Here is a 25,014-nt window from a genome sequence, read left to right as displayed (position 1 = left end):
TAGGTATTGGACACAAGAGGCAGAGCGGCAAAGGAGAAAAGTAAACTTAACTGCAACTTCTGCTCTGCTCCCCTGTCCCCTTATCTTTACTATCCTCTAAATAGGTGGTGTAAACTGTTCAATAATTCTCTGGCCGTATAGGGTTTAGATAAAACTACTTGCACATTAACATCAGCAGCTTGAGCAAACACTTCCATTGAGTTCAGTCCGCTACAGGCAATAATTTGAAGCTGGTTGTTCATTTTTCGCAAGGTGCGAATAGCGGTGATTCCATCCATTTCTGGCATCATTAGATCCATCAACACAGCATTGATTTGATGCTTGTGTTGGGCGTAAAGTGCGATCGCCTCAATGCCATTACTGGCAGTGAGTATCTTATAGTTGTGGTTTTCTAGGATGATTGTGGCAATCTCCCGGATTTGGGCTTCATCATCTACAACTAAAATAAATTCTCCTTTTCCTGGGAGCAAATCCAGGTCTTCTATCTTGAATACTGGGGTTGCTTCCACAGCTGGTAAAAACAGGTCAAATTTGCTGCCTTTACCAACATTGCTAGACACTTTAATAAAACCGTCGTGGCTTCTAATGATGCCCAACACTGTTGAAAGTCCGAGTCCTGTACCTGTGTTGACCTCTTTTGTGGTGAAAAATGGCTCAAAAATTCTATCTAATATTTCTGGCGGTATCCCAATTCCGTTATCGGCAACGGTAATCACAATATAATGCCCAACCTTGGCATCAAGATTCATTCTGGTATAAGCTTCATCAATAAACTTATTTTGCACAGAAATATTAATATTGCCACCATCTGGTAAAGCATCGCGGGCATTTACTAACAGATTCATTAACACTTGATGTAGTTGTGTAGTATCCCCAGCGATCGCGCAAATGTCTTCTGGGATAATGGTGGAAAATTCAATAGATTTGGGAAATGTCTGTTTAGCAATTTGGATAATTTCTGAAATTAGATACTGGACTTGGATAATTGTCCGCTCTCCTTTATATCCTCGCGCAAAGGATAAGACTTGCTTCACTAAAGCTGCTCCACGTTTGGCGTTGCTTTCTACGAGTGCTAGCAATTGCCCAGAACGCTCCTCGTCTTGGAACAATTTTCCCTGTAGTAATTGAGCTGCTGCCAAAATTGGCGTCAATATATTGTTCAAGTCGTGGGCAATACCACCTGCAAGGGTACCAAGGCTTTCCAATCGCTGGGTGCGAAAAAACTGCTCTTCGAGTTGTTTCTTTTGGGTAATGTCAGTGTCAACAGTCAAGATGGATTTGGGATCTCCTGCAGAATCGCGCATCAATGTCCAACGGCTTTCCACAATAATTTTCTGACCGGATTTTGTAACTTTATGTAACTCACCTTGCCACGAGCCACTCTCAATTACGCTTTTGAGTGGTTCTTTCAATTGCTGCTGAATTCCGGCTGGGTATAAAATATCGTGGAGGTCTTTGCCAATAACCTCTGTAGAAAGCCAACCATACATCCGCTCTGCACCTTTATTCCAGAATAAGATTTGAGACTGGAAATCTCGAACTAATATGGCATCGGTAGCGATATCAAGTAGAGCAGCTTGTTCGGAAATTTTTTGTTCCGCCAGCTTGCGCTCGGTGATATCTTCAGCAATGCCACCGTAGTAGTTAACTTGTCCTTGGTCATTATAGACAGCAAAACCCCGATTCCAAATCCAGCGGATCGATCCATCAGGTCGCAAAATCCGATATTCTGCTGAAATGGATTGACTACCACTAAGCAGTTGCTCGATTGATTGGGTGGCACGATCGCGATCGTCTGGATGAACTGTGTCTACCCAAAATGTTGGCTGCTCAAATAGACCTTGGGAAGATCGACCCCAAATCTTCTCATAAGCAGGACTAATGTACAAAGGGTAGAATGAATCTGCGCTAGCAATCCAGATCGTGGCGTGGGTGTTTTCGGAAAAAGTGCGGAATTTCTCCTCACTTTGATGTAGTGCTGCTTCGGCAAGTTGGCGGTCGTGTAGCGCGGCTCGCTGTTCGGTAATATCTCTGCCTACCAGTTGTATTTCAACAACCTCTCCTTTGTCATTATGAATTGCGATCGCATTCCATTGAAAGTAGCGGATACCGTTGACTGTAAATACACATCGCTCACAATTAGTCAAGGGATAAGATGAAGATCCTAAAGCTGTGATACTTTCCATCACTTGAGGCAAGTCATCTGGATGAAGAAACTGGAAAAATGACTGACCACAAAACTCATCTTGTTTCCAGCCAAAGGTTTGACAAGCTGCCACATTGGCAAAGGTAATCTGCCCCTGCAAATCAATGCGAATAATTACATCAATTTGGCTTTCCACAAGTTGGCGATAGAGGTTTTCGCTCTGTCTTAATGCAGCTTCTGCGCTTTCGCGTTCAATAATTTCTTGTTGTAACAGGACGTTAGACATCACAAGTTCTGCTGTCCGTTCTGTTACTCGTTGTTCTAACTCCTCGTAAGCTTGGTGCAGTTTTTCTTTCACAACCTGGAGTTCTTCGAGGGCCTGCTGAAGTTCCTGATTAACTTGCATCATTTGAGCCGATTGTGCCTCAACCCATAATTTTAAGTTATTTTGACTTTGGCTGCGGACTTGCTCTATCTCAATTGGCTGAATATTTTCTGACCAATCGAGACAATAGCTTCGACTAAAAAACTATCAGGGCTAATCGATTGTAGAGAATAATTAATAACATGATTTAAGCTAGCTAATTTAAGCAGTTGCTCGTTGAATCTTATGGTTAATTTGTCAATTATAGTGATCTTCCTGGAATTTATCTGAATATAATTTGAGGATTTTGTGAAAAAATCGCTAAATTAGCCTGAAAGTATTACTTAAGAGATATGTATAAGTTTTGCTAATTTATTAAGTATTTTAACTATCCTCACAAGTTCCTTATATTTAAAGACTATAGTCAAAATATAGACAGTTTGTTTTAAATATTTACGGGCTTCTCAAGTAGCTGCCCTGAATTGCAATAACACTTTTATGAACAGGATTTGAGAAAAATATGAATTACTGTCCTTGCTGCTCAAGCTTACTTTTAGAACATATACGTGGTGCAGAGACTTACTGGTTTTGTCGCCACTGCTGGCAGGAAATGCCTATTTATGATTGGAACGAATCCAGTTCATTCGCTGATGTTGTCATGGGTAAACTACCTAGAAAGCCTCAACAAGAAAAACGTAGGAGTACTATTGTTTACGCAAACCAATGGCAATCGATTACCGAATGGATTGGGCTAGAAGAGTTATCTACGTAATCCAATTTACTGAAATCATTTAGTATAATTATTTTTCTTTATTTCAGTAATCAATTGCTCAAGAATGTGAGACTTTAGCCAAAGTATCAGGTATTAACTGATACAGCTAGAAAAAGAAGACAGAAAACTTTCTCAAACCCACAGCCAAAGAGGTGAAGTTGCTTCTGAGGTTAGGCTATATCTGACTTGAGATAGCAACCTTTACTTAACCATTCCCATGCAGTGCAGAGTAGGCAAACGAGAGGACAATGGTAAGTTTGTAGGACAACTCTCAAAAACTTGTGTGTACACCGTAGCTCGGTGTCAATAATTATTATTGGGATAAAGAAAGGAGAAAAAGGGTTTGAGCCCTGTTTACTTTTCTTCACACAGCTGGTTTTTATTGTGCCAACTTACTTAACAGAGAATTATTACGCTAGCGATGGTTCTTTTATCTTTTCAAACCGAAGCCATCCATCAAGATTTATTGCTTACTTTAATAATCTCTTGCTTATAGCCCCCGATTAATTCGAGAGTTTTTAATATTGAAAAATGAATTTGTAATTTTGATTTTATTGGGATGCAGCTAATAGTGTTTAGCCTTATGCAGCCTCAATCATCTTCCCAATATTCATGATTCAGTAAATCGATAATTCTATCTCTAAGTAGAAATTCATTTTTTTCTAACTCAAGTTCAAAATTAACCCAGTCACGATGAGGAATATATTTACAGAGGGTATAAATTGGCTGCTGACGGTTAACAAGTCTCTTTTTCACAAGTTGAAGTGCTTCTTGCTTGATAACCTTGATGTCATATTTAACCGTAGTATTCATAAGTTGTTCCTTTATTTTCAATCAAGGAATTAAGACTCAAAACAATAGTTGCTTTGACTCTCCCTTAAACTTATCAAATAAAATTGGCGAGAATTGTGAAGAATCAAGACATTAATAGTTACTGGAAGTTAAATACAGGAGATTTCAACTTCTCTACGAACGCGAACAGTGTGTTGGAGGCAGAGGCTACGCCAATATGAGATACAAAAATACCCAACCACTTTCCCGTTTATAAGAGTTGCCACTACGTTGCTCGCCTCGACTGGCTTTTTCGCTCTTAACCTTCCCGCCATGAAAGCAAGTGGAATCAGGGTTGGAGAGGGATGTAACTTGTATAGTTACAAATAGTAAAATACTCTTTATGGGTTTAAGGGCTTCCAAAGAATAAATTCTTCCAAAAAAACAAGAGATAGAATTTTTTTCAAGAATGATAATCATTTTATAAGGGAGAAAAGGGGTTGCCGACGGCAACCCCTTTTCTCCCTCTCATCTACGCATGAAAAATCTATACACTTGTTATCTGGCTTTGAGTGAAACAGTGTCTACACCAATATTTATACTTTAATCAGCAACATCAAATTTTTAGTAAGGACTTTTTTCAGGATATAAGAGCTTGAGGCGTTTATGACGTAAAGATAACTCTTCTTTCTGTAGCTGCTCTAATTGTTCTACTATGTCTTCTGTCACTCCTAAAATAGCAGCCATTTTCCGAATTTTTGCTTTTTCCTCTTGATGATACTCTCTATCGGCAGCAGAAACCCAAATTGCAGATAAAAGTATATCTCTTTGTGCTATCGATACTTGAGGAGAACGAGCAATTACTTCTTCTATAGGTTCATCTGCTTTATATGTTTCTAGTTATTCGATTACCGAATCTGGGACTCCCCAAGATGCACAGAATCTAATTGCCCAATTCTTCTCTTCTGGTGAAAGAACTCTATCTCCTTTAGCGCAACATAAAACAGCTTTCATATCAGTGAGACTGTCTTCGTTTGTAGGAGTTTGATTAAAACCAAAAAACCAATTCATTATCCAAGATGTACCATTTTTTTAATGTCAGACATGAGTTTACTTTTATTTACTAATTTTCTGAAGGTCTCTTTATATGAGAACTTTATCTTGAATATTATCAATATTAGAACCAAAACAAAAGAACAGTTAAGACAGTTAAGAAATAATTTATAGACAGTTAAGACAGTTACCAAAAAATGTTTTAATTTAAAAATATTTTCTAGCAAAATGCTTGATATTAAACATTTATATACTGTCAAATATAAGAGAATGTTTTAAAAGTCAGAGCGAGCTAAAAATTATGCAAGCCGTCAAACCATGAGACGAATCAGGGCAATATTCAGTAGACCGAAAAGTTTTGCGATGCCTTCTCTACGAGACGCTCCGCGACGGCGGGCGTAGCTATCGCTAAAAAATAGTAGTGTACGATACCGTTTTTGAAGGAAAGAACCTTTGTAGACACATAGCATTGCTACATCTTTCTCCATTCTTTTTCACCAGATTTCTAGAGTAAGAAGGCTGGCATAACAAGCTACAAACATCAAAAGAGAATGTAGATGTTCTCTGGGCGACTTGTCAGAAGCTAGGCTAGGGTAAAGAACATTCTCTAGAAAACTTATATTATGCTCCTGAATCTTGATAAAGTTCGTCAATATTTTCCGGCTCTAGCTGGTGAGTGGACTTTTTTTGATAATGCCGGTGGGTCACAAACCTTGAAAAAAGTAGTAGATAAAATTAGCGAATTTCTCCTAAGCTCAGATGTCCAGTTAGGAGCTTCTTATGGGATCTCTCAACTTGCTGGAGAACGATTGGCTTTAGCAACTAGGGGAATGGCTACTTTCATTAATGCCAATTCTTATAAAGAAGTGGTTATGGGCCCATCTACTACAATGATGTTGAAAGTTCTCTCAATGTGTCTGGGTCAAACCTTTACACCTGGTGATGAGGTTATTGTTACTAATTGTGACCATGAGGCCAATATTGGTGCTTGGGTCGCTCTTGAAAAACAAGGAATGAAGGTTAAAGTGTGGAAAGTTCGCCCAGATACTTTGGAACTTCATTTAGCAGATTTAGAACCATTGATGAGTCATAGCACCAAACTGGTAGCCTTGACTCATGCTTCTAATGTTCTGGGAACTATCAATCCAATCAAAGAAATTGCTGCATTTGTACACGATCGCAACGCCATGATTTGTGTAGATGGTGTAGCTTATGCACCTCACAGATTGGTTGATGTCCAAGATTTAGATGTTGATTTTTATACTTTGAGTTTTTATAAAGTTTATGGGCCTCACCATGCCTTACTTTATGGCAAAGAAGAACATTTATTAAGATTGCCTGGTTTGAACCATTATTTTATTGACCAGACAGACATACCTTATAAATTTCAGTTAGGGAATGTCAATTTTGAATTAAGTTATGGAATGTTAGGTTTATGTGATTATTTAAGTGAATTAGCACAATTACACTATGGAAATGAAACTGCACCTGATTTGAGAAATCAAATGGTGCAAGCATTTGATTTAATTAGCATACATGAAGAAAAGATTAGCGATCGCCTCCTAAATTACCTCAACAGTAAGCCGAATGTGCGAGTGATTGGTCAATCAAAGGCTGACCGTCAATTCCGTGTACCAACTATATCTTTTGTCGTTGATGGAATAAATAGCTCAACTATACCCGCAAAAGTTGACCAACATTATATTGGGATTCGTTATGGGGACTTTTATGCCAAACGGCTGATTGAATACCTGGGGTTAGCGCCCCAAGGTGGAATAGTCCGGGTGAGTATGGTGCATTACAACACCCTTGAGGAAGTTAACAGCTTGATTGAGGCTTTTGAGCAGATATTTTAAGATTAGGGATTGGGCATTGGGTTATTCTCCCCTTGTCCCCACTCCCCATTACCTATTACTAAGCTGCAAAACTTGCACTTCTTCTTGTGGCAAAATTACTGTTTGACCCACAGGTAGAACAGCTAAGGCATTGGTTTGAGCTAAATTAATTAAATTGCCAGAACTGTGACTACCAGCAGCTTTGTGAAATTCGTAAACTCCATCAATTAAATGCAATTTACCCCAAAGGTAAGTTTCACGTTTGCCGTTCGATCGCAATTCATCATGCGATCGCACTTTCAAAAATACTGGTTCCCAACCTTCAGTAATTCCCGAAAGTTTCTTGATTGCTGGTAGCACAAACCGCCAAAATGTTACCAACACAGCAGCAGGGTTTCCTGGTAAACCAAAATAAAGTGGGCTTGCCGTGAGCGTAGCCGAATGGGAGTTTGTAGAGACGCGATTAATCGCGTCTCTACTGGGGAAAGTGGCGACAGTCAGGGGTTTTCCTGGACTAATTTCCACAGCCCGAATGTGGATTTTTGCTTTTAGTGACTCTAGAATTTTGTCAATATAGTCATAATCTCCCACTGAGACGCCACCAGAAGAAAGAACTATATCAGCGATCGCAATGGCGTGGGTAATCACTTTCTCCAGAGCAACTGGATCGTCTTTCACAATGCCTAAAATTAACGGTTCTGCGCCACTTTGTCTTACTAATGCTGCCAGCGCATACTGATTAGAATCCACAATTTGCCCCGATTGCAACGGTCTATCGATTGTCATCAACTCATCACCAGTGGAAAAAATTGCCACACGCGGACGGCGGTAAACACTGAATTGCGGACACTGTGCTGCTGCCAATACGGCAATTTCTGAGGCATTTAACTTAATTCCTGCTGGTAGTAGTTGTGTTCCAGCTTGATAAAAAGATGCTTTGTGTCTAACAAATTCTTGCGGTTTTAGTGCAGCTAGAATAAATACGCGGTTTTCCTCGCGGCGTGTCTTCTCTTGCATGACTACAGTATCCGCACCGGCTGGGATTACCGCACCTGTAAAAATTCGTGCGGCTTGCCCTGGTTGAATCGTAGACTTGGGCTGATACCCAGCCGGAATCTCTTCAACAATTTCTAAAATAGCTGGTTGTTCGGCGTTAGAGTCCTGTACATCTTCGTAGCGGACTGCGTAGCCGTCCATTGCCGAATTATCCCAATGGGGAAAATCTAGCGAACTGGTGACAGGTGTTGCCAAAATGCGACTATCGGCTGTTAATAAATCTACAACTTCTGTATCCCGTAGACGATCCAACGGTTGTACTAAATTTAAAATAATTGCTTGTGCATCGCTGACTGATAACATAGCGATCGCCTCCAACTGTTTTCTTTATCCCTGTAAACTAACACTGACCAATTTTATATTTTGGATTTTGGATTGATTTCTGCTTGAGGGTAAATCCTAAACTACACACTGCTAGTAAACCGATAATTATGCTTCCTTCAGGGACTTTGGATACTTGAACCGAATTGTTGCCTAAATCTAGTATTTGCTCTGTGCCTGCTGCATTTCTATCGATCAAATGAAATTCTTTAGCTAGAACCTGATTGCTAAAACCTTCATCTATAAGTGCAAGATTATTATTAAGCCATTTGTCGCCAGGAAACTCATCATCCTTGCCTACATCAAAGGGGCCAAAAATTTGCTCTTTAGTGCTATCAAAGTTGAATCTTAAAAAGCCGTAGTTAGATATCCCACTAAGCACTGGAGTGAAACTATTTATCAGATTACTCAAGGGATCGAAGAAGGAAATTGAGAGAGATTGTAAGTTCTTCGTAGCTCCCAAACCAGCTTCAGAAATGACGCTGGGAGCAGTTGTTGTATCGTAGTTAAATGAACCTTTAGCTGAATAACCTGTGTCTCCTTTCCAGTTAAAGTTAAACTCGGCAGCATGAGCCTGGTTGTTGGTAGTTATGGCGATCGCTAACGCTAAAGTAGTAGTCGTCACCAGACTAATAGCTGTTTTGGTAAACAGATGTGTCATAGATACAACTTCCAAATTAATTAAAATGAAGTTTCTACAACAATACAATATAGATGTACAACCCTACTGTATGTTGCATCCATGACGTGTAGCGGCTGTTCTATGAGATGCCCATTAAGTACTAACAGAGTATCAAAAGTACCTAGTTGCTTAATCCTATTTTTGAGTTGTGCAGTTGGCAGGGGTACAAATTTTTGTTGGCTGGTTTTTGTTCCTTTACAGCGCAGCAACTAGCAAAGTCATCATCTTAATATAAAAAACAGGAGCGATCGTTATTTCCCAACCCCTAAATAAAAACACCTATTTTGTATGACTATCGAACGACTTCCCCAAAAACACTATCCCAAAGCTGAGATTGGGCGGCGAGGTATGGCATTAGGACTTGATTTCCTTGGTGTCTGGTTAGTCAGTTCCCTACTGGGAGGCAGCGATATCGGTATTCAATTTGTTGAAATCTTAGTTTTTATAATACTTTGGCTGGTTTTGCGGGTAGTGGTGGTATACAACAATCAAGGGCAAAGTTTAGGGCGTTGGGCGTTCGATTTAAAGGTGCTGGAAGTCGAAGATGGGGAAGTAGTGGGCAGAATTCCAGATTTGCTCTCACTAGTGAAGCGAGAGGCGATTATTGGCTTGGGTGCTTTATTAGTGTCAATTGCCCTGAGCAATATTAGAGCCAATCCCACTGCTATACTGCTAGTAATTCCCCTAGCAATTGATTGCGGAACTGCCTTCTCTGATACCCAGATGCGGCAAGCTTTACACGATCGCTATTGTGGAACTTTCATTGTTTCGTCGCGTCGCGGCTACTCGCTCGATATAAAAATTAAAAGATTAGTTGAAAATATGCGGCGGAATGTGAGAAGATAGTCATTTGTGTTTATTCTCTTCAGGCTTCACTGTTTGTAAGATTATGGCTAAGAGTAAAGGTGCCCGCATTATTATCACACTAGAGTGTACTGAGTGCCGGACAAATCCAGATAAGCGTTCTGCTGGTGTTACCCGTTATACCAGTACTAAGAATCGCCGCAACACCACCAACAGGCTAGAACTGAAAAAGTTCTGCACCCACTGCAACAAACATACCGTTCACAAGGAAATTAAGTAAAAAAGATGAGTTATTTCCGTCGTCGCCTGTCTCCGATCAAGCCAGGAGAACCAATTGATTATAAAGATGTTGATTTATTGCGTAAGTTTGTCACCGAGCGGGGAAAGATACTGCCACGTCGGATTACCGGGCTTACATCTCAGCAACAGCGAGAGTTGACATTAGCAATTAAACGTTCGCGGATTGTGGCTTTGTTGCCATTTATCAATGCGGAAGGCTAAAAAGAGTGATGAGTTATGAGTGATGAGTGATGAGTTAAGAATCAAAACTCCTAACTCCTAACTCCTAACTTAAAACTATTTAAACTGTTCACCAAATTAGAGTGCGAGAGTTGTGGAGAAGGGGACGCTAGTTGAATTTAGGGTTCAAGGCGATCGCCGTCTGGGCATCGTAGAACGTCCAGACGGTAAAACCCGCTGGTTTGTGGTAGACGAACGTGGTCAATCCCACAGCCTCGCGCCTAGACAAATAACCTATACAGTTACCGGACAGACTTACAAGGCTTCTGAGATTGCCAGCTTTTTGGAGCAGATCGAGCCTTATTTAGACCCATCTAGTTTAGAAGTGGCTTGGGAATTGCTGGTTGAAGATGGGGAAACAGTTACCCCAGACCAAATGGCAAATCTGCTATTTTCAGAATCAGCCGCTGCTCCTCGTTACGCCGCCCATTGCTTGTTATCAGACGACAAACTTTATTTCAAGCAAAAAGGAGACGCTTACGAGCCGAGAACTGCTGCTCAAGTGGCAGAACGCAAGCACCAACTGGAAGTAGAGGCACTAAAAGCTAAAGGACAGCAGGAATTTTTAACTCGTGTAGAGCAGGCGCTTAAAGGTGAAGCAGTAGAGTGGCAGCGCCACGATCGCCAGCGCTTAGAAGGACTAGAAAAATACGCAGCGCTAATAGCTGACACGGTGCGGACGGGAGTTAATTATGACTCCTTGGCTCGTGCTTATCCGCCCAGCGCTCCAGTATTAGAAACTATGACCATGCTGGGACGGCCCACAACACCCCAAGGGGCTTTTCAACTATTAGTAGATTTGGGTTGCTGGAGTCCTTATGAAAACTTGTTCCTGCGTCGTTCTTCAATTCCGATTCAATTTCCTCATAAGGTATTAGAAGTGGCGCAACAGCGTTTGGATTTCCCGCCGATTGACTCAGATACAAACCGCCTTGATCTGACTCACCTGAAGGTTTACACCATTGATGATGAAACTACCACAGAGATCGACGATGGTCTAAGTTGGGAAATTCTACCCGATGGAAGGGAGCGCCTGTGGGTGCATATCGCCGATCCCACTAGATGGTTAGTACCGGAAGATGAATTAGATTTGGAAGCCAGAAAGCGCGGTAGTACAGTCTATTTACCTACGGGAATGATTCCCATGTTCCCGGAAGTGTTGGCAACTGGGCCAATGAGTCTGATCCAGGGAAAGGTTTGTTGCGCCCTCAGTTTCGGGATTATTTTAGGGACAAGTGGGGGAGTAGAAGATTACAGCATTCATACCAGCTTGATTAAGCCGACTTATCGCCTCACCTACGAAGATGTAGATGAAATGCTGCAATTACGGGTACAAGCAGAACCGGAAATTGCTGCGATCGCTATTTGGGCACAGCGGCGCAGAGCTTGGCGTTACGCCCAAGGAGCAATTAGCATCACCATGCCCGAAGCGACGATCAAAGTCAAAGGTGAGGAGATCCACATTGATATTTTGGACGATTCCCCATCGCGGCAACTGGTAGCAGAAATGATGATTGTTGCCGGTGAAGTTGCGGCTCGTTATGGTAAAACTCATAACATCCCTTTGCCTTTTCGCGGTCAACCGCAACCAGAATTACCTCCAGATGAGGAATTGCTTCTACTTCCAGCCGGATTCGTTCGCGCTTGCGCCATGCGTCGTTGTATGCCCAAGAGTGAAATGAGTATTACGCCTTTGCGCCATGCTGGTTTGGGCTTGGATACTTACACTCAAGCAACCTCTCCCATCCGCCGCTACAGTGACTTACTCACCCATTTTCAAATTAAAGCTCATTTGCGGGGTGAAGTTCTGCCATTTTCCGCAGATCAACTTAAAGAAGTGATGATGACTGTCACCAGTATCACCCAAGAGGTGACGATGGTGGAACGACAAACTAATAGATATTATGCTCTAGAGTATTTACGCCGTCATCCAGAGGAAACTTGGGATGTGACAGTCTTGATGTGGTTGCGAGAAGACAGCAACTTAGCACTAATTTTGTTAGAAGATTTGGGCTTGCAGTTACCAATGGCTTTCAAACGTTCTGTGAACTTGGGCGAACAGATAGTGGTGAAAGTTAGCCACGCCGATCCACAAAAAGATATGATCCAGTTCCAAGAAATAATTTATCAAGAAGCCCAAACAGCGGCGAATTAAGTAATTCGTAATTCGTAGTTCGTAATTCGTAATTCGTAATTGATATTACGAATTATTTTGAACTTACTCCAAAAACTTTCTGACTTTTTACAATATCTGGAAAAAGTAAGTTGTACGCATTGTAAGTGTTTATCGGGATTTAGAGTAGAGATAGTTTTCTTAAGTGAGAATATTCCTTAAGATTGTATTTGATGTAAGCGATCGCTATCTCTAGCCAATATGTCAAAAAATAATCAAAAAGTAATTATTTTTGATACCACTATGCGTGATGGAGAATTGACGCCTGGTGTAAAGATGAATTTGCAACAAAAAATTGCTATTTCCCAATTGCTTGAAGACATGGGAGTAGATATTATTGAAGTTGGTTATCCAGGAAGTTCTCAAAAAGATTTTGATGAAGTCTTTAATATTTCTAAAATAATTAAAAATTCTACTATTTGTGGGCTAGCTAGTTCCAATTCAGATGAAATAATCACTCTTGCTGAAGCAATTAAACCAGCAATCAGAGCTAGAATTCATACTTATACTCCGGTAAATCTGAAAAATCAGTCTAAATTAACCAAAGAAGAAGTATTAGCAACAATCAAAGAGAGTGTTTCTCTCGCACGCAATTACTGTGATGATGTAGAATGGAGCGCTTTTGATGCTCCCAGAAGTGAGCCAGATTTTTTGTGTAAATCTATTGAAACTGCTATCAAGAGCGGTGCTACTACTGTTAGTATTCCTGATAGCTTAGGTTTAGCATCGCCAGAAGAGTTTTCGCAACTTTTGCAAATGATTTTTAATCGAGTACCCAATATTAACGAAGTTGTAGTTTCAGTACACTGTCATGATGATTTGGGTATGGCAGTAGATAATTCACTCATTGCTTTAAGTTGTGGCGTGAGGCAAATTGAATGTGCAATTAATGGTTTGGGTGCAAGGAAAGGTAACGCAGATTTAAGTCAAGTTGTGATAGAGGTTTTAAAACAGGGGAATTATCAACTTGAGATTAATACTTTGTTAATGAGTAAAGCGGCAGAGTTAATTTTTCAAATCACTGGGATTGGAAAGGCAAAATAGCTAATACAAGTAAATACAAGTAGACATAAATCAACATAAGTATAATTTTCAACAAAATCAAACAAAAGAGGATAGCATATTAGTTTTCAGAAACAGTATGCAAAAGCAAGACTTTTATCGCGCCGATCCTGTAGCCCGGTGGTTAATTGACAAATGCAAATTGACACCTGTCAGTTTAGGAATGCTCTCAATCGTCATTACATCTGGTTTTTATTTAATTGCTGCTACGGTAAGTAAGACGTTGATATTACATGAAAAACACTTAGGATTGCTACAGGATTGGTTCGCTTGGGTGTGGATCTGTCTGCTCAATCCAGTTATCTTTGGCTATTACCTGTGGTCATTTAAGGCAATCTATCAGCTAATTGAATACCTTGAACAATCGGATATTGTTGACACTACCGAAGCAGAAATTAATTTGGTATTATTGCCTTACCAAAAGTCGTGGCGTCAATTTTTTGGATTAGTAACAGCGATCGCATTTGGAATCTGGTATTTCTCACTACAGCAAGATGTTTCTAACTGGACAGGATCTGATGGAGGAATTCCTGCCCTGACGGGTGCAATTAACGCTGTTGCAATATTTTACGCAGGAAGTGTATTAGTGTTGAACCTAACAACTAATGTTTGGTTACTGCATGAACTTTTGGGTAAGAATAATAAGCAACTTAAAATTAATCCACTCCACCCCGATCGCTGTGGCGGTTTAAGTCCGTTAAGCCAATATTCACTAAATACAGCTTACCTAGCGGCTATATTTGGTACGATGATTACATTGAGTAAGTATCAATTTATTAGTCAAGGAATCGCACAGGAATATTGGTATTTTAATTTCACCATCCTACTCTATATTCCCATATCCTTAGTGTGCTTTTTTGGCCCTCTTCTTGCCGCCCGCAGAGGTATGAGAAAAGCTAAAGAAGAATTATTAGGCGAGATTGCCAGGCAGTTTCAAATAGATTATAAACGCATTCACACAAGCTTGAGTAGCGATGGAGAGGCTTTGAAGAAAGAAGCTGTGAAACTTCAAGAATTGCGTTCTATCTACACATTGACTAATGATTTTCCTGTGTGGCCTTTTGATGTTACAACCTTCCGTCAATACTTGCTTTCTGTAGTGACACCGCTTCTCCCTCTGGTAATCAAGTTAGGAGAGTACTATTTTAAGCGCATGGTTGTAAAATAATTTGAACTCAAATATTGCATTTGCATAATTTTAATTGAGAACGGGTAATAAGTAATTTATTTACTATTACCCATTACCAACCTTAACTAACTACTGCTTCAGCTTTTTCCTCAGCTTTTTGCTTAACTAGCACATAGGGCGTTTCTGTACCTTGTGCTAAATACTCAGCTAGCTGACTTTCAATCTGATCGCGCACAATTTGGCGATACTCTAGAAAATGCTCGTTGTGGGCGCAAGCAGCGATGTAATGTTCAATAACTCCAGGGTTACGCTTGAGAATGCTGAACAAATGATGCCAGAATTTCCAGCGGGTTTCCCGTTTGATTCCTTGTCGCCAAATCACAATCAGCAACGCTTTTATAACTACCCACTCTGGCATTTTCGCTGGGGCTTTCCAACTCGGCAAACCCATCATCAAGAAGCAGCGATAGGTGCGATCCAAGTACTGTATTGGATCGTATAAAGTACAGAATGCTTCAATATATTCTCGCGCAAGTTCTTCTAGAGGACGGGTGGGTAGGAAGTTCATCAATGTTGTTTGGTTGATGTTCCCGTCTTGATTTTCCCGTAATCGTCCTTCCTTTTTCAGGCGATGCCAAAGTGCGGTGTTAGGTAATGCTTGTAACATGGCAAAGGTGGTTGAGGGAATTGCTGCTTGTTCAGCAAAGCGGACAATGCGATCGCCTGCACCGGCTTTTTCGCCATCAAACCCAATAATAAACCCAGCCATTGGGCGCAATCCCGCTTTGGTGATGGTTTGCACTGCCTCAGTTAGGGAACTGCGAGTATTTTGAAACTTCTTAGTCATTTGCAAACTATCCTCATCCGGCGTTTCGATTCCCAAAAACACCGCCGAGAAACCACACTCAACCATCAACTCCAACATTTCTGCGTCTTGTGCCAAGTCAATTGAAGCTTCAGTGTCAAATCGGAAAGGATACTTATGTTCTGCCATCCAGACTTTTAACTCTTTCAGCAACAATTTGACATTTCGCTTGTTGCCAATAAAGTTGTCATCCACCATGAACACACCCCGCCGCCAACCCAATTCATAGAGGTAATCTAACTCTGCTAAAAGTTGGGCTGGGGTTTTGGTGCGCGGTTTGCGTCCGTAGAGAACAATAATGTCGCAAAATTCGCACTGGAAGGGACAGCCACGCGAAAACTGCACCGACATCATGTCATAAGCATTCAATTCCAATAAATCAAAACGCGGTATTGGTGTGCTGGTGACATCAGGCTTTTCTGTGGCGCGGAAAGTGCCAGATGTTTCACCCCGTTTAATTGCCTCAATAAACATGGGCAGCGTGATTTCCCCTTCATCCAGAATGAGAAAATCTGCGCCAACATTTTCAACTTCATGAGGTACAGAGGTGGGGTAGGGGCCGCCAACTGCAACTAGCTTGCCACGTTTTTTTGCTTCCTGAATTTGCTCAAGTAAATCTTGTTTCTGGACAATCATCGCAGAGAGAATTACTACATCTGCCCACGCCCATTCTGCTTCTGTTGCTGCACGGATGTTGCGATCGACCAGCTTGAATTCCCATTCTTGGGGCAAAATCGCGGCTACTGTTACTAAACCCAGAGGTGGTAATAAAACCTTGCGATCGACTAACTCCAAGATTTTTTCATAAGACCAAAAGGTTTTGGGAAATATTGGATACACTAACAAGATTCGCATGTAGTATCAATCCTCACACTTTGATTGTTATCCCACTCTAACGAAAATAAAGAGTTATTGACTTTTTATTAAAGTTGTTTTATTTTACCATTCATATTTTTAACTCAAATGGTTGACTAGTACAGGACGGCGTAAATCCAGCTACCATCTCAATTAACCAGACAAGTTGCCCTGAGCAACTGGTTAAAGGTAGGTAAACTTTCGCCACAGTTTACTAGGATTTCCTTAAAAAGACTCCCACATATATAAGAATTATTGTCATTTAGCTGTATCGTGAAAAGAGAAGCAAATTAGAAAACAAGTGTAGCGCTTCCGAATAAATCAATCAGATGGTCGCACAATGGCTCTCAAAAGCTTTTGCACAAAGTTTTAGGATTCTCCTTACTGTTACATTTGTCAGTACTACATTTCCTGTGGTTGCATCCGAAGATAAGTCTAGTTCTAGTAATCAACGTAACCTCCTTCAAACTGAAATTACACAGCAGGATCTCAAAATCATTGATCAATTAGTAGCTATTGCTGAACGCAACTCAGCCCAAGTGCTGGAAACAAAAGCTGCAATGGGATTGAATGCTTTTAGAGATGTCTTAGCTATCGAATTATCTCCGGCTCTAAGTACGATCTCAACATCACCGGATTCCCCATCTGAGCGCTCAAACAGCTTTTCCTTAACCGTCACAGTTGACCCGATTAAATTCATTAGTACTTTTCAGCACCTTCCTGTTTTGCAAGCTCGTTGGAAGGAAGCTAGACAGCAAAAAAGATTGGCTATCGTGCAATATTATATTGCCTATCTCCAAGCCCGTCAGGCAGCTTTAATTGCCACTTATCAAATACAAAAAATTACTGGAAGTTCCGACATTGCCAGCCTTTATTCCCAAGCAACTTTTCCTAAGAATGTCAATCATCTTGCTAATCCTGACTACATTGCAGCTGCAACGTCTATGTTAGAAGCAAATACACGCGAACGATTGACATTGGAAGAACTGGCAGCTTGTGTCGGCTTATCTTCGCAAGAAATGACCGCTATTATTAGCAAATAATAGATATTTTTTCATACACGTTTAACACTGCTAATTTTCAAAACATCACTCATGGTGGCACAATAATTTGGCAAGCCGAAACTATCGGGATTGATGAATTTTTCATAAGTAAAATGCCGATAGTTCATACAAAACCGATCCCAAGCGGCCATGCGAATGCGGAACAGAACAATAATCAAATTAGCCAATGCTATAGATATGGGAATGCGAAAGTAAATCTTTTTGCCAAAATAAGCACAGACCTGTTTCACTGCTTGATTAGCAGTTAACGGTGCTTGACCTAAAACAAGCCGACGTGGCTGATTATCTTTAGCAGGACGATCGATTAAATATCGCACGACAGTGGCAATATCTCGTCCGTGGATAAAGTGAAAACTGCCATCTGCTTCTAGAAAGCGAATCACATTAATATATTTCGTAACTTCTGTAATACCAGATGTGACAGGAGAATAAGGTTTATTGGCATCACCACCCAATACTAAAGTGGGAAATACTGTGGTAATTTTGGGTGCGATCGCTAATTTTTCTTTTTTCTCTAAGCACTCATATTTAGAACGGATATAATCTGTCCCAATTTCCCCGGCTTCTTTTAATGGTTGATTGTAGCGATCCAAAACGCTAGCTGTCGAAAAATAAATCACCTGTTGGCAACGTTCTGGATCTAGCAGTTCGAGTAACTCTATTGTCTTAACTACATTAATATCAAATGTCCGATCGCCACCCCAAGCTGTAGCTGTGAGTACCGCTGTATCAATTGTGGATAGCAAATCGGCAAATTGGCGAATATTTTGCATATCGCCTTGCAAAACGTTGATGCCTGAACGTGCCTTGGTATCAACTTGTAGCTTGTTTGGGTTCCTAACTAATAGATACAGTTCGTGATCTGTTTCTTTAATTAAGGCTTCTGTTAAATAATGACCTACACAACCACTTGCACCAGTCACTAAAATCCGCTTCTGGCTCATAAAGAGTTTTTTAAAATTTAGGAGTTAAAACTAAAGAGTTAAGAATCAAGTTAAAAGTTCCGAATCAGGAGTTAAAATCAAGTTAGGAGTGAGAAGTGAGGAGTTAAAAATAACTTTGCACTTCGCAACTGATAACTCCTAACTGATAACTCCTAACTCATAACTCATAACTCATAATTCCTAACTCTTAACTCCTGCAAGATTCAATTCCTTTGCCGTTTCAAAGAAGAAAGCGACATTTTCTTCTGGAGTTTCTGGTAAGACACCATGACCGAGATTGAGAATATGACCCCAATTGCCAGCTTTGCGAACGGTATCGAGGATGCGATCGCGGATAAACTGTTTAGAGCCGAATAGCACGCCTGGATCAAGATTTCCTTGAACTTTCATTTGTTTACCCAATCTGGCTCTTGCGTCTGCCATATCTACTGCCCAGTCTACAGTGACAATATCAGCACCAGATTGTCCCATTCTTTCCAACACACCTGCACTACCGCTAACTAGCAAAATCAAAGGTGTATCAGGATGGGTTTGCTTGACTTGCTGGAAAACTCGCTGCTGATAGGGGAGAGCAAAGGTATCATAATCTTGAGGACTCAATTGACCCGCCCAAGAATCGAACATTTGCACAACTTGAGCGCCACAGTCAATTTGGTAGCGGGCATAGATAGCGATCGCATCTGCTAATTTAGCTAACAGTTGATGCAATATCGCCGGATCTGAGAATGCCATGTTTTTGATGATGGAGTAGGTTTTAGAACCTTTTCCTTCAACTGCATAAGCTGCTAACGTCCACGGCGCACCCACAAAGCCCAACACCGTTGATTTATCGCCTACTTCCGAACGTAGCGCTTGCAATATTGTCTTGATAAATGGTAGAGCTGCTTCTGGTTCTAAAGGATGCAGAGCATCGATTTGTTCTTGAGTGCGGAGGGGCGAGTGAATGATTGGGCCTTTACCTTCGGCAATATCCATGTCAATCCCCAAACCAGGTAATGGGGTGACAATATCAGAAAATAAAATTACTCCGTCTGGTTGGAAAGCTCTCCAGGGTTGCAAAGAAACTTCAATTGCTACTTCTGGAATTTCGGAGCGATCGCGAAACGAAGGATACTTATCTCTTAAGTCTCGATATGCTTTCATATATCGTCCCGCTTGTCGCATCATCCATACAGGGGGACGATCTACTACTTCACCACGAGCAGCCCGTAAGAGATGAGGAGTCGTTGAATAAACACCCATTTATCACTTCATCCTAAGTCACAACTTTTATGCCACTGTTTAGCTTATCATTCTGGGATTACGCTTTATTAGCAAGTTGTCAGTAAAAGCCCTAGTCCCTTTACACCAAAAGGAAATCGGGTCGGAAATGGGATAAAACAAGAATTAACAAAGAAAGTGGAATATAAAAGAATTTCGTCACTCTTTTGTGTTGTCTCCACTATCTACTCCCTTAACTCTCTATGCAAACTGACTCTAACAGTCCCGACCATGTTGCATCTGCTAATAACGAGCCTAATCCAGGAAAGTATTTGATTCCGCGATCGCAGCGACAGAGGTTCTTTATTCAGTTTACCTTAATGACCCTCATTGGATGGGTTGTGGGTGGCGTTGCCAGTATCGCTTTAGAGAAAATTATTCTCCAAAGTCTCTCATCTAACGTTGCTAATCAACCACAAACATGGAGTATTTTGGTTAGAAGTCTCAGTAACGTTGTATTTGCCGTGATTTTCGCTGCTGACCAAGCGCTTGTGCTTTACCGATATTTACCGGGTTGGCAGTGGCTATTTGCTACTAGTGTCGGTTGGCTGATTGCCAACGGTGTTTCTACAGCCTGGATTAACTACATTTCAACCATTGCCTCATCATCTTCTGAAGATACTTTGATTTTTGGATTTTTGTCTGCGATCGCATATATAATTTCTGGGATTTGGCTAGGGATTTGCCAATGGCTGGTGTTGAGGCGATATACAGTAGGGATTTGGTGGTGGAATTTTGTACCCTCAATCTCTTTCTTCTGGATCGCTATTTTGGTTTGGTTGCTTTTTATTGTGCAAAATTTAATTCCAGAAACCTACCGTACTCCCATATTATATTGGAGTGGACAAGGACTGACAGCAGCTATTTTAGGAGCCATACCAGCAATTGGTTTGTGTACATTAAAAAGAAGTTTACATTCCAAAACTAGAGTTTCTTCCTAACTTTTATCGATATATTCCATAATTTTAATATTTATGACTCGCCCGCGCATTCTCCAACTCGGTCAAAGTTATAAATTTAGTAAGTATTTTGAATTACCCTATGCCCCAGCAGATATCTTGGCAGAACTGGGATGTAGTTACGAGCGCACATCGCTACAACTACCACAATATTCAGATGTAATTGACTATCTAGAATTTTTACAGCGTTACTTACGGCGCAATATCATGCGTGTAAATCCTATTAGTGAAGCTGCAAAACGTGAAGTTTTAATTGCTCCTATTTTGTTAGAAATTTGCGATCAAACACAAAGTCAACTAAATATTGAGTACCCCATTAATGTTAGCGAACAACTCAAAGGAAGTTTTGATTACTATATTTCATCTTCCAATTCCCTGTTAGTAGTCGAAGCCAAGCAATCTGATTTAAGCCGGGGATTTACTCAACTTGCAATTGAATTGATAGCACTCGACCAATGGACAGATTCGCAAACATCAACTTTATATGGTGCTGTAACAAATGGAGAAGATTGGCGATTTGGAATATTTTATCGGCAAGATAAACGGGTCATGCAAGATATCAAACTTTATCGAGTTCCAGAAGGTTTGGAAGAATTAGTGCGAGTGCTTGTAGGAATTCTTACCAATGCTAATAGTTAATTATATACCCAAGCCACTGCATCTCAAAAGATACCACTAGTTACCCAGTCCCATTTAATTGTTATTCCAAATAGTTTCTAAGCGCTCTTGTGCTATTTTGAGAGCTTTGTCGGGAGATTCACCCAGCAATGTAGCCTCGATAGCTCGACCAAGACTGTCAGAAAGACGGCTATATCCGGCAATAATCGGTCGAGCGCCAGCTAGAGGAATTTGTTCCATAAACACTTTTAACCAAGATTTTTGGTTGAGGAATTGCTGATAAGCTTCACTTTGTGCAGCTTTAAAATTAACTGGTAAAAAACCAGTACCGATACTCCATTCTTTTTGGAATTCATCACTCAAAACATATTCTAAAAACTTGAGTGCAGCTTGCTCTCTGGCTGGTGTAGTCTTCATCACATACAGATTTCCACCACCTGTCACCGTAGCTTGACCAACATTTGTAGGTATGGGAAATGCGTCGTAATCAACGTTAGATTTTGTGATATAAGTCCAAGGGCCTGTAATTTGCATAGCAACGCGACCCGCTATAAAGGCATCTTCTTCATAACCCCGTTCTGGAGAAGAAAGCATTGCTGAACCATCTTTCAACAGCTGCTGCCAGAATTGTAAAGCTTTCAGCGCTCCAGCGTTCGTTAAATTCGGTCGGTTATTTGTCAGCACTTCTCCGCCAGCGCTCAATAAAAAAGGAAACCAGCTAAAAACAGTCCATTCTCCCTTTCCTAAAGGCAGTAGAATTCCGTACTGTTCTGGTCGGTTGTCGCCATTGCGGTCTATGGTTAATTTTTTGGCAACTTCCCTCAATTCTTCCCAAGTCTTGGGCGTTTGTGTAATTCCCGCAGCTTCAAAAAGCTTAGGTCTGTAAAAAATACCGATGTTACTTGTATATAATGGCGCTGACCAAAGATGACCATCTAATTGCAATTCTTCAAGTAAGTTAGGGGTGATTTCTGACTTTAGGGGCAATTTTTTCAACCAATTTTCTAAAGGTATAATTGCCCTTAAATCTGCTAACTGACCTGTAATTTGCGGATAGAATGCCAAGATATCTGGAGGCACATTACCCACAACAGCTGTTAATATTTTCGGCAAGTGGGGTTGAGCTAAAAAGACAGATTCTACCTGCACATCAGTATGAGTCTGATTAAATTTGTCTACCAGTTTTTCAAACACATCCCGATTAGCAGGGGGATTGATTGCTTGCCATAGGGTTAAATGAATTACTCCATCATCCTTCTGTACTAGTCCCTGACAACCAGATAAAAATATTAGGAACGAACTTAGAACAATCCCTAGAAGTAACATCTGCCAAACAGAAGCGATGACTCGGCGAGAATAATGGCTTATTTGGGATAGAAAAAGGATAATCTTCATACCAAGTAGTTAATCAGATTAAGAAATATTCTCCAAAACACTTTTGGTAATACTAGTTTCTGCTCTTGTGTAAATATAAGTTTGGGGTTCGGTTACTTTTTCAGTTCTGAATATTTTTGCCGCCCGATACCAAAAGTCTGTATCCTCTCCATAAGCAATATTATTAAATCCTTTCACCTCAAAAAATACCTGTCTCTTTCCAAAAAATGTTGGGCCTAAAACACATTCTCGGAGATTAATTTTTTGACCTGGTTGAAAATAATCTGCGACCCAAACCTCTTCTTCTGTGGCGAATCCACCTTCAATCAAATCAATTTCTGGATTAGCTCTCATATATTCGATTCGCGCATCCAGATGATTTACTTTGTACGCATCATCGCTATCTAAGAATGTTATATATTTGCCAAAAGATGCCTGTATTCCAACATTTTTAGCATACCATAGTTTCCTGTTTTTATGTTTCAAATACCGGATATTTTGAAATTTTTGAATATAAGGATTGACAATTTCAAAGGTATTATCTTGGCTGCCATCATCAACTATAATCAGTTCCCAATCTTTAAAACTTTGAGCAATAACACTATCAATGCAATTGTTTAGATATTTTGCCCGATTGTAAGTACATGTGACAATTGATATTTGAGGAATCAAGTCAAAAATTACACTGGACATAATTAATTATTAATATTTTTACGTAAAAGATTATACTATAACTTTTACTTGGCAACGACGATCAACTACCCATAATTTGTGGAGCTTGTACACTGTATGACTCATTTCGGTACTATCTGCCCTAGCGCAACTGGACACCTGAACACAATGACCGCTTTAGGACGTGAACTATTAAAGCGTGGTCATCGCGTCACAGTTTTGGGGATGCCCGATGCCGAACCTAATGCCAAGGCTGCTGGTTTAGAATTTCGCTCCATATCAGCTTCTGAATATCCTGCGGGATCAATGGCAAAATTACATGAGCGACTAGGAGAACTTAATGGGTTGACAGCATTGCATTACACTATCAATTTATCTCTAAAAACAACAGCTTTATTTCTACAGGATGCGCCACTAGTTATTAAAGAAGCTGGTATTGAAGCGTTAATATTTGATGAATGTATATTTGGAGGCAGCACTTTAGCAGACTTTCTTAATATCCCATTTGTTACAGTCTGTTCTGCATTAGTAAACGGTTTTGAAGATTCGATTCCTCCATTTTTCACAACCTGGAAGTATAATCCAGGCTTGTTGTCGCGGCTACGTAACCGTGCTGGTTATACTGTCCTAATGGCGTTCTCGAAATCTATCCGAGATATAATTTCCCAATATCGCCGTCAGTGGAATTTGCCTCCTTGCTCTAGTATCAATGACTATTACTCTCTTTCCAAGTTAGCGATTATTAGTCAACAACCCGCAGAGTTTGAATATCCAAGACGTGAACTGGCTGATTTACTTCACTTTACAGGGCCTCACTCAGACTCAGCAGGCAGGAAACCAGTGGATTTTCCGTTTGACAAGTTGAATAGCCAACCCCTAATTTATGCTTCAATGGGGACATTACAAAATCGGCTACAGCATATTTTTTACCACATTGCTGAGGCTTGTGTTGGTTTAGATGCCCAGTTGGTCATTTCTCTTGGTGGTGGACTTGAACCTGATGCATTGCCAAACCTGCTTGGAAACCCTTTGGTTGTCAAATATGCACCACAACTAGAATTACTGCAAAAAGCCAGCCTGACTATTAGCCATGCTGGAGTAAATACTGTATTAGAATCACTATCCAATGGTGTACCTTCAGTTGCTATTCCCATAGCTAATGACCATCCAGGAACAGCAGCACGTATTGCTTGGACTGGTGTAGGTGAATTTATCTCCTTGTCACGCTTGAGTACAACTAAGTTACGTGAGGTGATTCAAAAAGTACTAACGCAAGAATCTTATAAAGAAAATGCTCTGAGGTTACAAACTGCAATTCGCCAAGCAGGAGGAATTCCTCGTACCGTTGATATTATTGAGCAGGCAATATCGACAAATAAATCGGTGATTAATGAGATTGCATCAGTTCATCAAACTAAGATTTTCGACAAATAATATATTGTGATATTAATCATATTCATCATGATTTTGTGCGTTATCGCGCGGAAGAGTTAGGGGTAAATAACAAAATTACTTTTTGTTATGAGATTCCTCCAGACGAAACTTTTGACACAATCATTTCCTTTGACGTTTTAGAACATTTGGTAGACCCCTGTAAGCAGATGCTCCAGTTTCATCAAGTTCTAATACCAATTTAATATGAAGCTGCATAGAATAAAGCTTCCAGGATAAAGTTGTAAGAAGAGACAGAAATTACCTGCTCAAATGTAAGTTGGT

Annotated in this window: 24 protein-coding genes; 13 read left to right on the top strand and 11 right to left on the bottom strand. The window is 40.5% G+C overall.

Going from position 1 to position 25,014, the window contains the following annotated elements; all coding sequences use genetic code 11:
• Positions 1 to 89 precede the first annotated feature (89 nt).
• Positions 90 to 2,555, bottom strand: a complete 2,466-nt coding sequence (locus V7K53_RS23215) for a PAS domain S-box protein (protein WP_335199907.1) — start codon at positions 2,553 to 2,555, stop codon at positions 90 to 92.
• A gap of 475 nt (positions 2,556 to 3,030) precedes the next feature.
• Between V7K53_RS23215 and V7K53_RS23210 the strand changes: the two genes are divergently transcribed.
• Entirely contained in the window at positions 3,031 to 3,282 is a 252-nt protein-coding gene (locus V7K53_RS23210) for a hypothetical protein (protein ID WP_335199906.1), read from the top strand.
• A 591-nt stretch (positions 3,283 to 3,873) separates the two neighbouring features.
• Here the strand turns inward: V7K53_RS23210 and V7K53_RS23205 are convergent.
• From V7K53_RS23205 to V7K53_RS23195, 3 genes are all read right to left on the bottom strand, one after another.
• Positions 3,874 to 4,095, bottom strand: a complete 222-nt coding sequence (locus tag V7K53_RS23205) for a DUF4327 family protein (RefSeq protein WP_335199905.1) — start codon at positions 4,093 to 4,095, stop codon at positions 3,874 to 3,876.
• Between the two features lie 582 nt (positions 4,096 to 4,677).
• Complete coding sequence (locus V7K53_RS23200) at positions 4,678 to 4,800, bottom strand: hypothetical protein (RefSeq protein WP_335199904.1); 123 nt, start codon at positions 4,798 to 4,800, stop codon at positions 4,678 to 4,680.
• Positions 4,801 to 5,417: 617 nt separating this feature from the next.
• Positions 5,418 to 5,594, bottom strand: coding sequence for a hypothetical protein (locus V7K53_RS23195; protein WP_335199903.1), 177 nt, complete (start codon positions 5,592 to 5,594; stop codon positions 5,418 to 5,420).
• A gap of 135 nt (positions 5,595 to 5,729) precedes the next feature.
• Between V7K53_RS23195 and V7K53_RS23190 the strand changes: the two genes are divergently transcribed.
• A complete protein-coding gene (locus V7K53_RS23190; RefSeq protein ID WP_335199902.1) occupies positions 5,730 to 6,962 on the top strand; it encodes a cysteine desulfurase-like protein in 1,233 nt (410 codons plus the stop codon).
• Positions 6,963 to 7,010: 48 nt separating this feature from the next.
• Here V7K53_RS23190 and V7K53_RS23185 read toward each other — a convergent pair whose 3' ends face one another.
• Together V7K53_RS23185 and V7K53_RS23180 are read right to left on the bottom strand one after the other, a co-directional pair.
• The gene (locus V7K53_RS23185; protein WP_335199901.1) at positions 7,011 to 8,300 is read right to left on the bottom strand and encodes a molybdopterin molybdotransferase MoeA; all 1,290 of its coding nucleotides are present in this window, start codon (positions 8,298 to 8,300) and stop codon (positions 7,011 to 7,013) included.
• A gap of 37 nt (positions 8,301 to 8,337) precedes the next feature.
• Complete coding sequence (locus V7K53_RS23180) at positions 8,338 to 8,979, bottom strand: PEP-CTERM sorting domain-containing protein (RefSeq protein ID WP_335199900.1); 642 nt, start codon at positions 8,977 to 8,979, stop codon at positions 8,338 to 8,340.
• A 309-nt stretch (positions 8,980 to 9,288) separates the two neighbouring features.
• Between V7K53_RS23180 and V7K53_RS23175 the strand changes: the two genes are divergently transcribed.
• The 6 genes from V7K53_RS23175 to V7K53_RS23150 all read left to right on the top strand — a co-directional run bounded on the left by V7K53_RS23175 (position 9,289) and on the right by V7K53_RS23150 (position 14,726).
• Complete coding sequence (locus V7K53_RS23175; protein ID WP_099100650.1) at positions 9,289 to 9,846, top strand: RDD family protein; 558 nt, start codon at positions 9,289 to 9,291, stop codon at positions 9,844 to 9,846.
• 43 nt (positions 9,847 to 9,889) lie between these two features.
• A complete protein-coding gene (gene rpmG / locus V7K53_RS23170; protein WP_099100649.1) occupies positions 9,890 to 10,084 on the top strand; it encodes a 50S ribosomal protein L33 in 195 nt (64 codons plus the stop codon).
• A 5-nt stretch (positions 10,085 to 10,089) separates the two neighbouring features.
• A complete protein-coding gene (gene rpsR / locus V7K53_RS23165) occupies positions 10,090 to 10,305 on the top strand; it encodes a 30S ribosomal protein S18 (protein WP_012411240.1) in 216 nt (71 codons plus the stop codon).
• Positions 10,306 to 10,417: 112 nt separating this feature from the next.
• The gene (locus V7K53_RS23160; RefSeq protein WP_335199899.1) at positions 10,418 to 12,478 is read left to right on the top strand and encodes a ribonuclease catalytic domain-containing protein; all 2,061 of its coding nucleotides are present in this window, start codon (positions 10,418 to 10,420) and stop codon (positions 12,476 to 12,478) included.
• 219 nt (positions 12,479 to 12,697) lie between these two features.
• Positions 12,698 to 13,540, top strand: coding sequence for a 2-isopropylmalate synthase (locus V7K53_RS23155; RefSeq protein ID WP_335199898.1), 843 nt, complete (start codon positions 12,698 to 12,700; stop codon positions 13,538 to 13,540).
• A gap of 97 nt (positions 13,541 to 13,637) precedes the next feature.
• Positions 13,638 to 14,726: a hypothetical protein gene (locus V7K53_RS23150; protein WP_335199897.1), complete on the top strand. Its 1,089-nt coding sequence runs from the start codon at positions 13,638 to 13,640 to the stop codon at positions 14,724 to 14,726.
• Between the two features lie 82 nt (positions 14,727 to 14,808).
• Here the strand turns inward: V7K53_RS23150 and V7K53_RS23145 are convergent, their stop codons facing one another.
• A complete protein-coding gene (locus V7K53_RS23145; protein WP_335199896.1) occupies positions 14,809 to 16,407 on the bottom strand; it encodes a B12-binding domain-containing radical SAM protein in 1,599 nt (532 codons plus the stop codon).
• A 329-nt stretch (positions 16,408 to 16,736) separates the two neighbouring features.
• Between V7K53_RS23145 and V7K53_RS23140 the strand changes: the two genes are divergently transcribed.
• On the top strand, positions 16,737 to 17,450 hold the full coding sequence (locus tag V7K53_RS23140; protein WP_335199895.1) for a hypothetical protein: 714 nt from the start codon (positions 16,737 to 16,739) through the stop codon (positions 17,448 to 17,450).
• An 11-nt stretch (positions 17,451 to 17,461) separates the two neighbouring features.
• Here V7K53_RS23140 and V7K53_RS23135 read toward each other — a convergent pair whose 3' ends face one another.
• Together V7K53_RS23135 and hemE are read right to left on the bottom strand one after the other, a co-directional pair.
• Entirely contained in the window at positions 17,462 to 18,415 is a 954-nt protein-coding gene (locus tag V7K53_RS23135; RefSeq protein WP_335199894.1) for an NAD-dependent epimerase/dehydratase family protein, read from the bottom strand.
• Between the two features lie 180 nt (positions 18,416 to 18,595).
• A complete protein-coding gene (hemE, locus tag V7K53_RS23130; RefSeq protein WP_335199893.1) occupies positions 18,596 to 19,657 on the bottom strand; it encodes a uroporphyrinogen decarboxylase in 1,062 nt (353 codons plus the stop codon).
• A gap of 221 nt (positions 19,658 to 19,878) precedes the next feature.
• On the opposite strand from hemE, the gene V7K53_RS23125 reads away from it, so the two are divergent.
• Positions 19,879 to 20,616 carry a hypothetical protein gene (locus V7K53_RS23125; protein ID WP_335199892.1) on the top strand — a complete coding sequence of 246 codons (738 nt, stop codon included), beginning with the start codon at positions 19,879 to 19,881 and terminating at the stop codon, positions 20,614 to 20,616.
• Positions 20,617 to 20,649: 33 nt separating this feature from the next.
• Positions 20,650 to 21,273: a hypothetical protein gene (locus V7K53_RS23120; RefSeq protein ID WP_335199891.1), complete on the top strand. Its 624-nt coding sequence runs from the start codon at positions 20,650 to 20,652 to the stop codon at positions 21,271 to 21,273.
• Positions 21,274 to 21,327: 54 nt separating this feature from the next.
• On the opposite strand, the gene V7K53_RS23115 is transcribed toward V7K53_RS23120, so the two are convergent.
• Entirely contained in the window at positions 21,328 to 22,647 is a 1,320-nt protein-coding gene (locus V7K53_RS23115) for an ABC transporter substrate-binding protein (RefSeq protein WP_335199890.1), read from the bottom strand.
• Between the two features lie 18 nt (positions 22,648 to 22,665).
• Complete coding sequence (locus V7K53_RS23110; RefSeq protein ID WP_335199889.1) at positions 22,666 to 23,319, bottom strand: glycosyltransferase family 2 protein; 654 nt, start codon at positions 23,317 to 23,319, stop codon at positions 22,666 to 22,668.
• 96 nt (positions 23,320 to 23,415) lie between these two features.
• On the opposite strand from V7K53_RS23110, the gene V7K53_RS23105 reads away from it, so the two are divergent.
• Positions 23,416 to 24,732 (top strand): glycosyltransferase, encoded by a 1,317-nt coding sequence (locus V7K53_RS23105; RefSeq protein WP_335199888.1) that lies wholly within the window; start codon positions 23,416 to 23,418, stop codon positions 24,730 to 24,732.
• A gap of 35 nt (positions 24,733 to 24,767) precedes the next feature.
• A complete protein-coding gene (locus V7K53_RS23100; RefSeq protein ID WP_335199887.1) occupies positions 24,768 to 24,935 on the top strand; it encodes a methyltransferase domain-containing protein in 168 nt (55 codons plus the stop codon).
• The last annotated feature ends 79 nt before the right edge of the window (positions 24,936 to 25,014 follow it).

Origin of the sequence: Nostoc sp. (assembly GCF_036917355.1) — a bacterium.
Taxonomy (GTDB): Bacteria; Cyanobacteriota; Cyanobacteriia; order Cyanobacteriales; family Nostocaceae; genus Nostoc.
This window is presented reverse-complemented; position numbering and strand designations above follow the sequence as displayed.

Coding starts and splice junctions, on each gene's coding strand:
- V7K53_RS23215 (WP_335199907.1), bottom strand. CDS start 2,555: ATGATGCAAGTTAATCAGGAACTTCAGCAGGCCCTCGAAGAACTCCAG.
- V7K53_RS23210 (WP_335199906.1), top strand. CDS start 3,031: ATGAATTACTGTCCTTGCTGCTCAAGCTTACTTTTAGAACATATACGT.
- V7K53_RS23205 (WP_335199905.1), bottom strand. CDS start 4,095: ATGAATACTACGGTTAAATATGACATCAAGGTTATCAAGCAAGAAGCA.
- V7K53_RS23200 (WP_335199904.1), bottom strand. CDS start 4,800: ATGGCTGCTATTTTAGGAGTGACAGAAGACATAGTAGAACAATTAGAG.
- V7K53_RS23195 (WP_335199903.1), bottom strand. CDS start 5,594: ATGGAGAAAGATGTAGCAATGCTATGTGTCTACAAAGGTTCTTTCCTT.
- V7K53_RS23190 (WP_335199902.1), top strand. CDS start 5,730: ATGCTCCTGAATCTTGATAAAGTTCGTCAATATTTTCCGGCTCTAGCT.
- V7K53_RS23185 (WP_335199901.1), bottom strand. CDS start 8,300: ATGTTATCAGTCAGCGATGCACAAGCAATTATTTTAAATTTAGTACAA.
- V7K53_RS23180 (WP_335199900.1), bottom strand. CDS start 8,979: ATGACACATCTGTTTACCAAAACAGCTATTAGTCTGGTGACGACTACT.
- V7K53_RS23175 (WP_099100650.1), top strand. CDS start 9,289: ATGACTATCGAACGACTTCCCCAAAAACACTATCCCAAAGCTGAGATT.
- rpmG (WP_099100649.1), top strand. CDS start 9,890: ATGGCTAAGAGTAAAGGTGCCCGCATTATTATCACACTAGAGTGTACT.
- rpsR (WP_012411240.1), top strand. CDS start 10,090: ATGAGTTATTTCCGTCGTCGCCTGTCTCCGATCAAGCCAGGAGAACCA.
- V7K53_RS23155 (WP_335199898.1), top strand. CDS start 12,698: ATGTCAAAAAATAATCAAAAAGTAATTATTTTTGATACCACTATGCGT.
- V7K53_RS23150 (WP_335199897.1), top strand. CDS start 13,638: ATGCAAAAGCAAGACTTTTATCGCGCCGATCCTGTAGCCCGGTGGTTA.
- V7K53_RS23145 (WP_335199896.1), bottom strand. CDS start 16,407: ATGCGAATCTTGTTAGTGTATCCAATATTTCCCAAAACCTTTTGGTCT.
- V7K53_RS23140 (WP_335199895.1), top strand. CDS start 16,737: ATGGTCGCACAATGGCTCTCAAAAGCTTTTGCACAAAGTTTTAGGATT.
- V7K53_RS23135 (WP_335199894.1), bottom strand. CDS start 18,415: ATGAGCCAGAAGCGGATTTTAGTGACTGGTGCAAGTGGTTGTGTAGGT.
- hemE (WP_335199893.1), bottom strand. CDS start 19,657: ATGGGTGTTTATTCAACGACTCCTCATCTCTTACGGGCTGCTCGTGGT.
- V7K53_RS23125 (WP_335199892.1), top strand. CDS start 19,879: ATGCAAACTGACTCTAACAGTCCCGACCATGTTGCATCTGCTAATAAC.
- V7K53_RS23120 (WP_335199891.1), top strand. CDS start 20,650: ATGACTCGCCCGCGCATTCTCCAACTCGGTCAAAGTTATAAATTTAGT.
- V7K53_RS23115 (WP_335199890.1), bottom strand. CDS start 22,647: ATGAAGATTATCCTTTTTCTATCCCAAATAAGCCATTATTCTCGCCGA.
- V7K53_RS23110 (WP_335199889.1), bottom strand. CDS start 23,319: ATGTCCAGTGTAATTTTTGACTTGATTCCTCAAATATCAATTGTCACA.
- V7K53_RS23105 (WP_335199888.1), top strand. CDS start 23,416: ATGACTCATTTCGGTACTATCTGCCCTAGCGCAACTGGACACCTGAAC.